The organism is Micromonospora sp. CNZ303 (genome assembly GCF_004345505.1).
Genome location: NZ_SLVT01000003.1, coordinates 279389 through 293316, shown reverse-complemented (window position 1 = coordinate 293316; position 13928 = coordinate 279389). Strand labels below are relative to the sequence as shown.

The 13928-nt window shown below is 74.7% G+C and carries 13 protein-coding genes; 2 read left to right on the top strand and 11 right to left on the bottom strand.

Annotated elements, in window-relative coordinates:
* Positions 1-138: 138 nt before the first annotated feature.
* The gene (locus tag EV374_RS07440) at positions 139-1479 is read right to left on the bottom strand and encodes an aminotransferase class I/II-fold pyridoxal phosphate-dependent enzyme (protein ID WP_132232918.1); all 1341 of its coding nucleotides are present in this window, start codon (positions 1477-1479) and stop codon (positions 139-141) included.
* Positions 1480-1513: 34 nt separating this feature from the next.
* On the opposite strand from EV374_RS07440, the gene EV374_RS07435 reads away from it, so the two are divergent.
* On the top strand, positions 1514-2758 hold the full coding sequence (locus tag EV374_RS07435) for a bifunctional pyridoxamine 5'-phosphate oxidase family protein/GNAT family N-acetyltransferase (RefSeq protein ID WP_132232916.1): 1245 nt from the start codon (positions 1514-1516) through the stop codon (positions 2756-2758).
* On the top strand, positions 2755-3423 hold the full coding sequence (leuE, locus tag EV374_RS07430) for a leucine efflux protein LeuE (RefSeq protein ID WP_132232914.1): 669 nt from the start codon (positions 2755-2757) through the stop codon (positions 3421-3423). The genes EV374_RS07435 and leuE overlap by 4 nt, the downstream gene beginning before the upstream one ends.
* A 93-nt stretch (positions 3424-3516) precedes the next feature.
* On the opposite strand, the gene EV374_RS07425 is transcribed toward leuE, so the two are convergent.
* The 10 genes from EV374_RS07425 to EV374_RS07380 form a co-directional block, all read right to left on the bottom strand.
* On the bottom strand, positions 3517-4443 hold the full coding sequence (locus EV374_RS07425; RefSeq protein ID WP_132232912.1) for a sporulation protein: 927 nt from the start codon (positions 4441-4443) through the stop codon (positions 3517-3519).
* Positions 4444-4610: 167 nt separating this feature from the next.
* Positions 4611-5675: a hemolysin family protein gene (locus tag EV374_RS07420; RefSeq protein ID WP_132232910.1), complete on the bottom strand. Its 1065-nt coding sequence runs from the start codon at positions 5673-5675 to the stop codon at positions 4611-4613.
* The gene (locus EV374_RS07415) at positions 5672-7021 is read right to left on the bottom strand and encodes a hemolysin family protein (RefSeq protein ID WP_132232908.1); all 1350 of its coding nucleotides are present in this window, start codon (positions 7019-7021) and stop codon (positions 5672-5674) included. Before EV374_RS07415 ends, EV374_RS07420 begins: the two co-directional genes overlap by 4 nt.
* Before the next feature lie 236 nt (positions 7022-7257).
* Positions 7258-7623 (bottom strand): monovalent cation/H(+) antiporter subunit G, encoded by a 366-nt coding sequence (gene mnhG, locus EV374_RS07410; RefSeq protein ID WP_132232906.1) that lies wholly within the window; start codon positions 7621-7623, stop codon positions 7258-7260.
* Complete coding sequence (locus EV374_RS07405) at positions 7623-7892, bottom strand: monovalent cation/H+ antiporter complex subunit F (RefSeq protein ID WP_132232904.1); 270 nt, start codon at positions 7890-7892, stop codon at positions 7623-7625. Before EV374_RS07405 ends, mnhG begins: the two co-directional genes overlap by 1 nt.
* Positions 7889-8470 (bottom strand): Na+/H+ antiporter subunit E, encoded by a 582-nt coding sequence (locus tag EV374_RS07400; RefSeq protein ID WP_132232902.1) that lies wholly within the window; start codon positions 8468-8470, stop codon positions 7889-7891. Before EV374_RS07400 ends, EV374_RS07405 begins: the two co-directional genes overlap by 4 nt.
* On the bottom strand, positions 8467-9972 hold the full coding sequence (locus EV374_RS07395; RefSeq protein WP_132232900.1) for a Na+/H+ antiporter subunit D: 1506 nt from the start codon (positions 9970-9972) through the stop codon (positions 8467-8469). The genes EV374_RS07400 and EV374_RS07395 overlap by 4 nt, the downstream gene beginning before the upstream one ends.
* A 25-nt stretch (positions 9973-9997) precedes the next feature.
* Complete coding sequence (locus EV374_RS07390; RefSeq protein ID WP_132232898.1) at positions 9998-10477, bottom strand: Na(+)/H(+) antiporter subunit C; 480 nt, start codon at positions 10475-10477, stop codon at positions 9998-10000.
* Positions 10474-13308, bottom strand: coding sequence for a Na+/H+ antiporter subunit A (locus tag EV374_RS07385; RefSeq protein WP_132232896.1), 2835 nt, complete (start codon positions 13306-13308; stop codon positions 10474-10476). The genes EV374_RS07390 and EV374_RS07385 overlap by 4 nt, the downstream gene beginning before the upstream one ends.
* Before the next feature lie 156 nt (positions 13309-13464).
* On the bottom strand, positions 13465-13851 hold the full coding sequence (locus EV374_RS07380) for a hypothetical protein (protein ID WP_207913937.1): 387 nt from the start codon (positions 13849-13851) through the stop codon (positions 13465-13467).
* Between the last annotated feature and the right edge of the window lie 77 nt (positions 13852-13928).

Below are 13928 nucleotides of genomic sequence, written 5' to 3'. Positions count from 1 at the left end.
TCTACCCGGTGCGGGAGGGAACACGCGCGGGGACCCGCCGGGAGGGACACGCCGGTGTGCACAAAGTGGACGGTGTGGGCGGAGTGCCGACGCGGCGTCGCCCGCCCCGGGCCGTCGGGGTCGCGGCAGGCTCCCGGCTCACGCCGTGAAGCCCGGGGCGGGGGCGGGCCGGACCGCCCGGGCCACCGCCTCGGCCAGGTCCGGGATCTCCGCCTCGTCCAGCGAGCTGACGGTGATCCGCAGCGCCGGCGGGCCGGCGATCCGGTGCAGCGCGCCGGGCGCGACCGCCCAGCCGGCGTCGCGCAGCGCGGTCAGCACGCTGGTCTCGTCGTCGACCGGCAGCCAGACGTTGATGCCGCTGCGGCCGTGGGCGACCAGGCCGTGGCCGGCGAGCGCGTCGATCAGCGCCGTGCGTCGCCGCTCGTAGCTGCCGGCGGCCCGGTCCACCAGCCCGGCCACGGCGGGATCCCGCCAGAGCGCCAGGACGAGCCGTTGCAGCACGGTGGAGACCCAGCCGGCGCCGACCCGGGCCCGGCCGGCCACCCGGGCCACCGTGGTCTCGTCGCCGACCAGCACGGCCAGCCGCAGGTCGGGGCCGAACGGCTTGCTCACCGAGCGGACGAAGGCCCACGCCGGGGTCGCCCCGGCGAGCGGGTGCAGCGGTACGCGGGCCAGCTCGGCGGCGTGGTCGTCCTCGATCAGCAGCAGGTCGGACCGGCCGGCGAGCAGGGCGCGCAGTTCCCCGGCCCGCTCGGCGGAGACCGCCGCGCCGGTGGGGTTCTGGGCCCGGCTCGTCACGATCAGCGCCCGCGCGCCGGCGGCGAGCGCGGCGGCGACCCCGGCGACCAGCGGACCGTCGTCGTCGACCGGCACGCCGATCGGCCGCAGCCCGAGCGCGGCGACCAGGTCGAGCAGGTTGGCCCAGCCCGGGTCCTCCAGGGCGACCGCGTCGCCGGGGCGCAGGTGCGCGCCGAGCAGGCGCTCGATGCCGTCCAGCGCGCCGCCGGTGACGGTCAGCTCCGTCGCCGGTACGCCGTCGGCGGCCAGCCGCTCGCGGGCCGCCTCGGCCAGTTCGGGCAGCACCCCGGCCGCGGGGTAGCCGACCGGCTCGCCCGCGGCGGCGGCGAGGCCGGCGAGGTGCGCCCCGAGGGGCGGCAGCAGCCGCACGTCCGGCTCGCCCCGGGAGAGGTCGCGCAGGCCGGGGGCGGTCGGCGGGCGCAGCGCGGAGCGGCGGGACGCCACCGGCGGCCGGGGCCGGACCCGGGTGCCGTGCCGGCCGGCGGTGACCACCAGCCCGCGCTGGCGCAGCTCCTGGTAGGCACGGGCCGCGGTGGCCGGGCTCACCGCGAGCCGGGCGGCGAGCTCCCGCACCGGGGGCAGCGCGTCGCCCGGGGCGAGGGCGGCGGAGCGGATGCCCGATTCGATGCTGGCCGAAATCTCGGCGGCCGTCGTACCGACGACCTGATAGCGTGCTGACACAAATCAGAGATTGTACTAGAACAAAGGTCGAGCCATGTACGCACCCACCGACCGGACCACCGCCAGCCGCTCCCGGGAGCGGATGAGCTACGACGAGGCCGCCGCGCACGCGATCCTCGACGAGGCGTACGACTGCGCGCTCGGGTTCACCGTCGACGGCGAGCCCCGGGTGCTGCCCACCCTGCACGTCCGCGTCGGCGACACCCTCTACCTGCACGGCTCCACCGGCAGCCGGCCGCTGCTCGCCGCCCGGGGCGACGGGCTGCCGGTCTGCGTCGCCGTCACCCTGCTCGACGGCCTCGTCTACGGCCGCTCGCAGTTCCACCACAGCGCCAACTACCGCTCGGTGGTCGCCCACGGCACCGCCCGCCTGGTCACCGACCAGCGGGAGAAGCTGCGGATGCTGACCGCCCTGGTGGAGAAGGCCGCCGCGGGACGCAGCGCCGACAGCCGCCCGCCGTCGCGCCGGGAGCTGGCCGAGACGGCCGTGTTGGCCCTGCCGTTGCGCGAGGTGTCGGTGCGCGCCCGCACCGGCGGCGTACGCGACGAGGAGACCGACCTCGCCCTGCCGCACTGGGCCGGCGTGGTGCCGCTGCGGCTGACCGCCGGGCTGCCCGAGCCCGACGCCGGGATGACCGTGCCGGTGCCGGCGTACCTGCGGGAACGGACCTCGCCGTGGCTCGACCCGGCGGTGCTGCGCGGGGAGCACGTGCTGCTGGAACCGCTCGACCTCGCGCACGCCGACGAGCTGCACGCCGCGACCGCCGACCCGGAGGTCTGGCGGCACCTGGGCAGCCCGCAGCCGGCCGACGCCGCCGGCACCGCCGACGGGATCGCCACCGCGCTGGCCGCCCACCGGCGGGGCGAGCGGGTGCCCTGGGCGCAGCGCTGCGCGGTGACCGGGGCGGTGGTCGGCACCACCTCCTTCTACGAGGTGGACCCGGAGCGCCGGGCCGTGGCGATCGGCTACACCTACCTGGGCCGGCCCTGGTGGCGCACCGCGATCAACACCGAGGCGAAGCTGCTGCTGCTCACCCGCGCCTTCGAGGAGCTGGGCGCGGAGCGGGTGGTCTGGCACACCGACGTCCGCAACGAGCGCTCGCAGCGGGCCATCGAGCGCCTCGGCGCGTCCCGCGAGGGGGTGCTGCGGCGGCACCGGCTCCGGCCGGACGGCTCCTGGCGGGACACGGTGCAGTATTCGATGATCGTCGACGAGTGGCCGAACGCACAGGTCACGCTCCGGGAAAGGCTTCGCCGGACGGCACCCGTGGCCCCATGATGGCGGGCGTGCTGGGCATCACCGACATCTGGACGTACGTGCTGGGCACCGTGGCGATCGTTCTGCTGCCCGGTCCCAACTCCCTCTTCGTGCTCTCCACCGCCGCGCAGCGGGGCGTGGCGACCGGCTACCGGGCGGCCGGCGGGGTCTTCGTCGGCGACGGGATACTCATGGTCCTCTCCGCCGCCGGCGTGGCGTCGCTGGTCCAGGCGTACCCGCCGCTCTTCCTCGTGATCAAGTACGCCGGCGCCGCGTACCTCGGCTATGTGGGGTTGACCATGCTGCGCGGCGCGTGGCGGCGCTGGCGGACGCGCAACGACCCGGCCACCCCGCGCCTCATCGACGCCGCGGAGCCGGCGGCGCTGCGCAGCCCCTTCCGCAAGGCGCTGGTGATCAGCCTGCTCAACCCGAAGGCGATCCTCTTCTTCGTCTCGTTCTTCATCCAGTTCGTGGACCCGGGCTACGCCTGGCCGGCGCTGTCGTTCCTGCTGCTCGGGCTGATCGCCCAGGTCACCAGCGCGCTCTACCTGACCGCGCTGATCTTCACGGGCACGTTCCTGGCGGCCCAGTTCCGTCGGCGCCACCGCCTGGCCGTCGGCGCCACCACGGGCGTCGCCGCGCTCTTCCTCGGCTTCAGCCTCAAGCTGGCCACCGCCACCGCCTGACCGGCGGGCCCGCCGGCACCGCCTGGCCCTGCCGGGGCGGTCCCGGCGCCGCCTGGCCCGACCGGAGCGGTGCCTCGCCCCCGCCGCTCCGGGTCAGGTGCCGTCGCCGCCGCCGGAGCCCCCGACGCCGGCTCCGCCGGCCGTGCCGCCCAGCCCGAAGCCGGGGTGGATCGGCTCGTCCGGCGGGCGGCTGACGTGCGCCGACCCGGAGAGGGTCGCGGACCAGTCGGCGTGCGCGGCGGCCGCGGCGTGCCGGTTGATCGCCGTACGCAGCCAGGCGTCCACGGTCGCGATCCAGTCCCGCTGGTCGGCGCCGACGTGCCAGACCCGGAACCGGCTGATGCTCTGGTGGGTGATCCCGGCCAGGGCCAGCCGCCGGTCCAGCCAGAGGATCACCTCCAGTCCGGCCGGCTCGGCGATGAAGATCAGCTCCAGCTCGGTGATCGGCCCGGCGTAGAGCGGCGCCACCCAGTAGCCCAGCCGCTGGTGCAGCGGCAGGGTCTGCGCCACCCCCGGCAGCCGCCCGTCGACCAGGCCGGCCTGGCGCATGCTGAAGCCGAGCGTGTCGAGGGCCGCCAGGACGTGCGCCTGGGTGGGCAGCGGATGCACGAAGACCGGCACCATCGCGCCCTGGTCGAGCCCCGGGTCGACCGCCACCTCCGTACGCAGCCCCATCCGCAGGCTGAGCAGGGGCACTCCGCCGAACACGGTGACCGGGGTCTCCCACGGCAGCGGGAACTCGAACGGGATCGACCGGCCCCGCCCGGCCCGCAGCACGAACGCGTCGGCCACCGTCGCCTGGTGGAACTGCACCAGGCGACGGGGCGCCTCCGGGTCGTCCGGCTCGGCCGTGGTGACCAGGCCGAGCCGGACGTGCAGGACGGGTACGTCGGTGGAGCCGGCGACGACGGTGACCCGCCCCGGCAGCCGCAGCCCGGGACGGGTGCTCGCGTTGGCCAGGGCGGTCCGCACCGATAGTCCGGTCCAGCCGGACTCCGGCGACACCCCCGTCAACCGCACGGCACTCCCCCGTCCACGACTGGGCCGGCCCGGCCACCCACGGCCGTCGACCCCGCGCGTGGGGTCACCCCTGTCGTCGCGGACCTGGCGGGTGGGGCCACCCCCATCGTCGCGGACCCGGCGGGTGGCCGCCCCGACTTCCGCGAAGAGCGGCCACCCATCCGGCTTCATCTCATGCGTCGACCGCGCGGCACCGGGTCGGTCTCGTCGTCGAACTCGCCGATGACCTCCTCCAGCAGGTCCTCCAGCGCGACGAACCCGACCGGCCGGGTCGGCCCGCCACCGTTGCGCACCAGCGCGAGCTGGGACTGCCGGGCGCGCATCTCCGCCACGGCGTCGGTCACCGACGCCGAGGCCGGCAGGGTCAGGGCGTTGGTCATCAGGTCGCCGGCGGTGACCGCGCGCCCCGTGGTGGTGGCCCGCACCGCCTCCCGGACGTGGACCAGGCCGCAGACGTCGTCGTTGGCGTCCAGCACGGCCAGCCGCGACCGGCCGCTGTCCCGGCTGACCTGCTCGATCCGGTCGGCGCCCTCGTCCCGGCGCACCGTCACCATCTGGTCGAACGGCTCCATCACCTGGGCCACCGTGGTGCCCTGCAACTCCAGCATGCTGGTCAGCATCTGGTGCTGCTCCGCGCCCAGCAGCCCGTGCTCGCGCGACTGCTCCAGCAGCATGCGCAGCTCGTCCGGGCCGTGCACCTGGGCGAGCTGGTCCTGCGGGTTGACCTTGACCAGCCGCAGCATCGCGTTGGCCAGGGCGTTCATCACCGACAGCACCGGGCGGGCGACCCGCGCGAAGGCGCGGAACGGCAGCGCCAGCAGCACCGCCGAGCGCTCCGGGTGGGTGATCGCCCAGGACTTCGGCGCCATCTCCCCGACCACCAGGTGCAGGAAGGTGACGAGACTCAGCGCGAAGATCAGCGCGATCACGTGGCTCGCGGCGTCCGGCAGCCCGACCGCGTGCAGCAGCGGGCTCAGCAGGTGCTCGATCGCCGGCTCGGCGAGCGCGCCGAGCCCCAGGGTGCAGAGCGTGATGCCGAGCTGCGCGCCGGCGAGCATCAGGGACAGCTCGCGTACGCCGTCGAGCGCGGCCCGGGCCGCCCGGCCGCCTCCGGCGGCCGCGTGCTCCAGCCGGTAACGCTTGCTGGCCACCAGGGCGAACTCCGCGGCCACGAAGAAGCCGTTCAACGCCAGCAGGATCACCGACGTGAAGAGTGCGATGCCGGGGCTCATGCGGACACCTCCCCGGGCTCGGCGATCCGCAGGCGGACCGAGTCGGCCACGTGCCGGTCGACGGCCAGCACCTCGACCAGGGCGCGCGGCTCCTCCGCGCCGTCCTCGCCGTCGGCCGGCAGGCTGATCTCCAGCCGGTCACCGACCTCGGGGACCCGTCCCAGCTCCCGCATGACCAGGCCGGAGAGCGTGTCGTACTCCGGTGCCTCGGGCAGCGAGATGCCGGTGCTGTCGGCCACCTCGTCGATGCGCCAGCGGGCCGGCACCACCCAGGAGCCGTCCTCCTGGCGGGCCGGAGCGCGCTCCGGCGGGTCGTCCTCGTCCCGGATCGGGCCGACGAGTTCCTCGGCGATGTCCTCCAGCGTGATCACGCCGGCGAAGCCGCCGTACTCGTCGACCACGCAGGCGAGCTGACGGTGGCCGGAGCGCAGCCGGTCCAGCACCGTCGGCAGCGGCAGCGTCTCCGGCACCAGGAGCGGGGGGCCGGCGACCGCGCTGACCGGGGTGCTCGCGCGCCGCTCCGGGGGTACGCCGAGCACGTCGGCGATGCCGACGACGCCGACGAGGTCGTCGACGCCCTCGGTGCCGCGTACGGGGAAGCGCGACTTGCCGGTGTCGAGCAGCTCGACCACCCGGCTGAGCGGCTCGTGCGCGCGTACGGTGTGCACGTCGACGCGGGGCACCATGACCTCGCCCGCGGTCAGCCCCCGGAAGTCGAGCCCCCGGTCGAGCAGCGTGGACATCTCGTCGGTGAGGTGCCCCTCCTGGCGGGACTCGGCGATGATCTGTTCCAGGTCCTGCGGGGTGGCGCCGCTGGGCAGCTCCTCGATCGGCTCGATGCCGACGCGGCGCAGCAGCCGGACCGCGGCCCGGTCGAAGAGCTTGATCAGCGGGCCGGCGACCTTGAGGTAGATCAGGGTGGAGCTGCTCAGGGCCTTCGCGAGGGGCTCGGGCCGGGCGATGGCGAGGTTCTTCGGGGCCAGCTCGCCGAGGACCATCTGCACCACGGTGGCGATGACCAGGGCCAGGGCCACGGAGAGCGGCAGCGTGACGGCCGTGGAGACGCCGGCGAGCCCGAGCAGCTCGGCCAGCCCGGCACCGAGGAAGGGCTCGGCGACGTAACCGACCAGCAGGGCGGTGACGGTGATGCCGAGCTGCGCGCCGGAGAGCATGAACGACAGCCTCGCGGTCACCTCCAGCGCCCGGGCGGCGGCCTTGTCGCCGTCGTCGGCCAGCTGCTTGAGCCGGCCCCGGTCCACGGCGACGTAGCCGAACTCCTGGGCCACGAAGTAACCCGTGGCGACGGTGAGAACGATGATGAGTAGAAGACCAACGACGATCAACACGGGTCGCTCAGGGCTCCCGGGCTCGTCGGGGTCGGGATACGCCGGGCACGACCCGGCTGGCTACTGCTGCCCTCCTGGGCAGAAGAGTCGATCATGCGGCCCATTTTATCGGGATCGGCTGGATATCCGCTGAAGGTGTGCCGAAGGCCCCCGACGTCCGCGGCGCGGGGCCGACGGGGGGCTGCCCGGCGTCAGCTCTGGGTGATCCTCGGATGCGATCGGCCGCAGGCCGCGGGTCAGGACGGATCGCCCCCGCCACCCGCACGGCGGTCGGCGGACGCGAGCTCGTCCGCGTCGAGCAGGCCCGGCTCGACCCGGCCGGCCCGGTACGCGGCCCGGCCGATCATCTGGGCCGCCACGGGGGCGGTGGCGAGTTGGAATATCCCGATCAGCGCCACCATGCCCAGGTCGGCCGGAGTACGCAGGCGCAGCGCCAGACCGAGCAGCAGGAGCAGCACCCCGAGCACCTGCGGCTTGGTCGCGGCGTGCATCCGGTCCAGGGTGCCCGGGAAGCGCAGCACCCCGATCCCGGCGGCGAGGCTCAGCAGGGCGCCGGCCACCAGGCAGCCGCCGCCCAGCCAGTCGGCCAGCGTGCCCCACATCAGGCTTCCCCGTCCTCGCGGACGGCGAAGCGGACCAGCGACACCGATCCGACGAAGCCGAGCATGGAGAGCGCCACCAGCACCGGCAGGGTGGTGGCGTGGCGGTTCACCGCGGCCTCCGCGCCGACCGCGCCCACCATGGTGGCGAGCAGCATGTCGGCCGCGACCACCCGGTCGATCAGCGACGGCCCCCGGTAGAGCCGGATCAGGGCCAGCAGCGCGGTCACCGACAACAGGGTGGTGAGGGTGACGGCGAGGAACGTGGTCACGGTTCGGGTCCTCTCTCGACGGGATCGGCGCTGACCCGGCGCACTTCGGCGTCGGAGCCGACCGCGCGGACGAGCCGCCGCTCGACGGCGAGGATCCGTTGCCGGCTGCCGCGCAGGTCCTGCGGGCCGTGGGTGTCGAACACGTGCACGTAGAGGACTCCGACGTCCCGGTCCACCTCGACGATCAGCGTGCCCGGCACCAGCGAGATCGCCTCGGCGGTGAGCGCCAGGTTCAGGTCGGTACGCACCCGCAGGCGGACCGCGATGATCGCCCCCCGGGGCCGGTAGCCGGGCTGCACCGCGACCCGGGCGACGTGCGCGCTGGCGCTGACCAGTTCGCTGACGAAGCGCACCGCGAAGACGAACAGCGGCCCGGGGCGCAGCCGGCCGCCGAAGCTCACCGGCGGCAGCGGGAAGAACAGCAGCACGGCACCGGCCACCAGCGTCCCGCCCGCGAGGTTGCCCCACGAGAAGTCCCCCCAGAGCAGGCTCCAGACCAGCACCAGCCAGCCGAAGGCGATCAGCCGGTCGCGCCGCCGCCCCCGCCCGCGCGGCGGCGCCCCCGAGGCGGGGGTCACGGGACACCGACCGGCAGCACGGAGCGGATGTACGGGGTGCGCTCGCGCAGGTCGACCGCCGCGTCGGCGGTGACGTCGAACAGCGGCCCGGCGACGACGGTCAGCGCCAGCCCCAGCCCGACCAGCGCGATCGTCGCGCCGACCATCAGCGCCGGCAGGTGGACGACCGGCTCGGTGGTGGCCAGCCGGGGCGCGCGCCAGAAGGCGATGTTCCACACCCGCGAGGCCACGTAGAGGGTGAGCAGGCTCGTCACCGTCCCCGCCGCGACCAGCGCGCCGGGCAGCGGCTCGCCGGCCGCGACGCCGGCCTGGAGCAGGCCGAGCTTGCCGAGGAACCCGGAGAAGGGCGGAATCCCGGCGAGGTTCATGGCGGGGACGAAGAAGAGGACGCCGAGCAGCGGGGCCGCCCGGGCCAGCCCGCCGATGCGGCGCAGGTCGGTGCTGCCGGCCCGCTCCTCGACGAGGCCGGCGACCAGGAACAGCGTGGTCTGGATGGTGATGTGGTGCACCACGTAGAAGATCGCGCCGGAGAGCCCCGCGACGGTGCTCAGCCCCACTCCGAAGATCATGTAGCCGATGTGGCTGACCAGGGTGAAGGAGAAGAGCCGCTTCATGTCGGACTGGGCGACCGCGCCGAGGATGCCGACCACCATGGTCAGCCCGGCCACCACCATCAGCAGCCCGGAGACGTGGCCGCCGGGAAAGAGCAGCGTCTCGGTGCGGATGATCGCGTACACGCCGACCTTGGTGAGCAGGCCGGCGAAGACCGCCGTGACGGGGGCCGGCGCCGTCGGGTAGCTGTCCGGCAACCAGGCCGAGAGCGGGAAGACCGCCGCCTTGACCCCGAAGGCGAGCAGCAGCATCAGCTCAAGGGTCAGCCGTACGCCGTCGGGCAGCCCGTCCAGCCGGTGCGCCAACTGGGCCATGTTCAGGGTGCCGGTGGCCGCGTACACCAGGCCCACCGAGGCGAGGAAGATCATCGAGGACAGGATGCTGACCACCACGTACGTCGAGCCGGTGCGGATCCGGGTCTCGGTGCCGCCGAGGGTGATCAGCACGAAGCTCGCGGCCAGCAGGATCTCGAAGCCGACGAAGAGGTTGAACAGGTCGCCGGCGAGGAACGCGTTGGTCACGCCGGCGGTCAGCACCAGGTAGGTGGGGTGGTAGATGGTCACCGGGACGGTCTCGCCGAAGTCCCCCTGCCCCTGGCCGACGGAGTAGAGCAGCACGCACAGGGTGACCGCCGAGGAGACCACCAGCATCAGCGCCGCGAGCTGGTCCGCGACCAGCACGATGCCCACCGGCGCCGGCCACCCGCCGACCTGGACCACCACCGGCCCGTGCCGGTACGCCTGCACCAGCAGCACCGCCGCCACCGCCAGCGTGGCGGTCACGCAGGCCACGCTGACGACCCGTTGCGGCCCCGGCCACCGGGCCAGCAGCAGGGTCAGCGCCGCGCCCAGCAGCGGCACCACCACGGGCAGCGGCACGAGCCAGCTCATCGGGTGCCCCGTCCCGCGTACCCGGTCAACCGGGGCCGTCCCCGCGGCGGAGCCGGCGCGGCGGCTCCGGGTCGACCTGCTCGGGGTCGGCGTCCGGGCCCTCGCCGCCGAGGTCGGCGGTGGCCAGTTCGCTGCGCTCGACCGCATGCCTGATCTGCCGGTCCTCGATGTCGTCGGGGACCTCGTCGTCGCCCGTGAGGTACCAGTTGCGGTAGCTCACCGCCAGCAGGAACGCGGTCAGTCCGAAGGTGATCACGATGGCGGTGAGGATCATGGCCTGCGGCAGCCCGTCGCTCAACGTGCCGGCGGGCGCCGTGCCGACCACCGGGGCGGCACCCGAGCGCCCGCCGAGCAGGATGAGCACGTTCACGCCGTTGCCGAGCAGGATGACGCCGAGCAGGATCCGGGTCAGGCTGCGTTCCAGCAGCAGGGTGACCCCGCAGCCGACCAGCACCCCGGCGGCGACGACCAGCACCAGGGTCGGCCCCGCGCCGGCCGTCGTCACGCCCGCTCCCCCTGCCCGTCGACCCGCAGGCCGCCCCCGGACTCGCCGGCCGCCTCGATGTGCCGGTCCACCTCGGCGCCGAGGCTGCGCAGGATGTCGAGCACCAGCCCGACCACGACCAGGTAGACGCCCACGTCGAAGAAGAGGGACGTGACCAGGTAGAAGTCCCCGATCACCGGCAGCCACAGGTTGATCCGGGCGCTCTCGAGCACCGTGCCGCCCGCGAGCAGGGCGACGGCGCCGGTGCCGATCGAGACGAAGAGGCCGGCGCCGAGCACCGTGCCGGCGCCGACCGGGGCGGCCTCGGCCAACTCGTAGCGGCCGCCGGCCAGGTAGCGCACGGCCAGCGCCAGGCTCGCCACCAGGCCGCCGGCGAAGCCGCCGCCCGGCGCGTTGTGGCCGGCGAAGAGCAGGAACAGGGAGAAGACCACCACCGTGTGGAAGACCAGGCGGGTCACCACCTCGAGCACGATCGAACGCTGCCGCTCGTGCAGCGTCGCCCCGCCGCGCAGCCAGACCCGGTGCCCCGGCCGCTGGACCCGGTTCGGCGGCTCCGGGCGGCGCGGGCGGGGCCCGGTCCGGGACTGCTGGAAGATCAGGCTGGCCACGCCGGTGGCGGCCACCACCAGCACCGACAGCTCGCCCATCGTGTCCCAGGCCCGGATGTCGACCAGGGTCACGTTGACCACGTTGCGGCCGTAGCCGTGGGTGACGGCCAGGTCCGGGAACTCGGCGGAGATGGTGGGCGCCCGCCTGGCCGAGGCGGCGGTCAGGGCCAGCCCGCCGACCACCACGCCGACCACCAGCCCGATCGTCCGACGCGCCCACTTCAGGCGTCTCGGTCGGGCCGAGAACCGCTCCGGCAACCGGCGCAGCACCAGCACGAACACCGCGATGGTGGCGGTCTCGACGAGGAACTGGGTCAGTGCCAGGTCCGGCGCGCCGTAGACCACGAAGAGCATCGCCGTGCCGTAGCCCGTCATGCCCACCAGCAGCATCGCCGTCAGCCGCCGGCGGGCGCCCACCGCCAGGACCGCCGCGACGGTCACCACCGCCACCACCACGACCTGCAACGGGCTGTCCCAGAGGACGATCCGTTCCCGCCACGGACGGGTGGCCAGCATCGCCCCGCCGGGCACCACGGCGAGCACGACCAGGATGACGCCGAGGTACTGCGGCAGCGAGCCCCGCTGGGTCGCGCCGGTGACCCTCATGGCCAGCCGGTCGAAGCGGCGGATGAGCCACTCGTACCCCTGGTTGCCGCCGACCGGGACGTGCAGCCGGGCCAGCACCGGCGCGAGCGGGCCGCGCAGCGCGAACAGCGCCGCGCCGCCGGCCACGGCCAGCGCGGAGAGGCCGAGCGCGGGGCTGAGGCCGTGCCAGAGCGCCAGGTCCTTGCCGACGACGCCGAACGACTCGGCGTACGGGCGGAGCAGGCCGTCGAGGATCCCGGCGGCCGGGCCGGCGGCCAGCCCGGCGGCGGCCAGCAGGGCCGGCGGGGCGAGCATCGACGCGGGGATCCGCCCGAGCACGGCCGGTGCCACGCCCGGCCGGGTGGCGAACGCGCCCCAGACGAAGCGGGCGCTGTAGGCGACGGTGAGCGCGGTGCCCACCACGAGCACGGCGACGACGGCGGGCCGGTCGGTGAAGGCGGCCAGCACGGCCTCCTTGGCGACGAAGCCGACCAGCGGTGGCAGCCCGGCCATCGAGGCAGCGGCGAGCACCGTCACGGTGACGAGCAGCGGCGCGCGGCGCCCCAGCCCGGACAGCTCCCGCAGGTCGCGGGTGCCGGCGCCGTGGTCGATGATGCCGACGACGAGGAAGAGCGGCGCCTTGAACAGGGCGTGCGCCAGCAGCATCGCCACCCCGGCGAGCGCCGTGTCGGGGGTGCCCGCCCCGACGGCCACCGCGATCAGGCCGAGCTGGCTGACGGTGCCGTACGCCAGCAGCAGCTTCAGGTCGGTCTGCCGCAGCGCCGCCCAGCCCCCGGTCAGCATGGTGGCCAGGCCGGCGACCACGACCACCGGCCGCCACGGGCCGGCGCTCGCCAGCACCGGGGCGAGCAGCGCGATCAGGTAGACGCCGGCCTTCACCATCGCGGCGGCATGCAGGTACGCGCTCACCGGCGTCGGCGCCGCCATCGCCACCGGCAGCCACGAGCTGAACGGCAGCAACGCCGACTTGGACAGTGCCCCGACGAGGATCAGCGCGACCGCAGCGACGAGGTACGCCCCGCCCGGCAGCGGGGCGGCGACGATCTCCGACCAGCGGTAGGTGCCGGCGTGCCCGCCGAGCATGATGAACCCCACCAGCATCGCCAACCCGCCGAACGTGGTCACGGTCAGCGCCTGCGCCGCCGCCCACCGGCTGGAGCGCCGCTCGGTGCTGTGCCCGATCAGCAGGTACGAGAAGATCGTGGTGAGTTCCCAGCAGACGTAGAGCAGCAGCAGGTCGTCGGCGAGGACCAGGCCGAGCATCGCCCCCGCGAAGGCCACCAGCACGGCCGCGAACCGGGCCACGCCGGCGGACTCCCGACCGAAGTAGTGGGCGCTGTAGACCAGGACCAGCGCGCCGACGCCACCGACGAGCAGGGTCATCAGCCAGGACAGGGTGGTCAGCCGCAGCGCCAGGTCGACGCCGAGCTGGCCGATCCACGGGTACGTCTCGACCACCGCGCCGCCGTCGTGGACGGCGGGCGTGCGGACCAGCGCCCAGCCGAACGCCGCCGCCGGCGCCAACGCCAGCGGGTAGCAGGCGCGGGGACCCCACCACCGGACGAGCAGCGGCGCGACGAGGGCCGCCACGAAGTGGAGGATCAGCAGTACGAGCACCCGCGCTCCCGGTCGAGGTGGCTGCGGCGCGCGCCGGAGGTGGGACGGCACCTAGGTGCGATCACACGCCAGATCGTCGCCCGGCGGGCGGTTTTGCGCGAATTCGTCCCGTTGTCGCCCGCGTGCGGGTAACCGGCCGAGACGGTCGGCCAGCCGTCAGCCGACGGCGACGTCGGCGGTGGGGGCGACGGGCTCCCGGACGGGGCGCTCGCGACGGGGCTCCACCAGCAGGTCGGGGCGGCCGAGCTGGACCACGACCTTGTTGACCACCCGCTGGGCGGCGGCGAGGGAGCGCACCGGCAGCAACCGGCCCCGGCTCTCCCGGCGCAGCACGAAGTAGTGCACCGCGGCGCGGACCTGGCCCCGGTCGGCCGCGCTGGCCTGCGCGGTGGAGACGACCAGCTCCCGCAGCGCGGCGGCGAGCCGCTCGGCCAGCTCCAGCTCCGGGCCGGACAGCCCGGTGCGGACGGCAGCGAGGTGACCGTCGACCTTGCGGATGAGCACGTCGGTGCCGGGCTCGAAGCTCCGCTGCTCGACGGTCAATCCGATCTCCTCCACCCCGGGCCGACGCTCCGGGTGAAGTTACTTTATGTTGTGGTGCACAAGCAAGCAGTTAAGTA

What these genes read in the sequence shown, in the direction of transcription:
- mnhG (WP_132232906.1), bottom strand. Translation starts at nt 7,623, where the DNA reads ATGTGGGGCACGCTGGCCGACTGGCTGGGCGGCGGCTGCCTGGTGGCC.
- EV374_RS07395 (WP_132232900.1), bottom strand. Translation starts at nt 9,972, where the DNA reads ATGAGCTGGCTCGTGCCGCTGCCCGTGGTGGTGCCGCTGCTGGGCGCG.
- EV374_RS07435 (WP_132232916.1), top strand. Translation starts at nt 1,514, where the DNA reads ATGTACGCACCCACCGACCGGACCACCGCCAGCCGCTCCCGGGAGCGG.
- EV374_RS07420 (WP_132232910.1), bottom strand. Translation starts at nt 5,675, where the DNA reads ATGAGCCCCGGCATCGCACTCTTCACGTCGGTGATCCTGCTGGCGTTG.
- leuE (WP_132232914.1), top strand. Translation starts at nt 2,755, where the DNA reads ATGATGGCGGGCGTGCTGGGCATCACCGACATCTGGACGTACGTGCTG.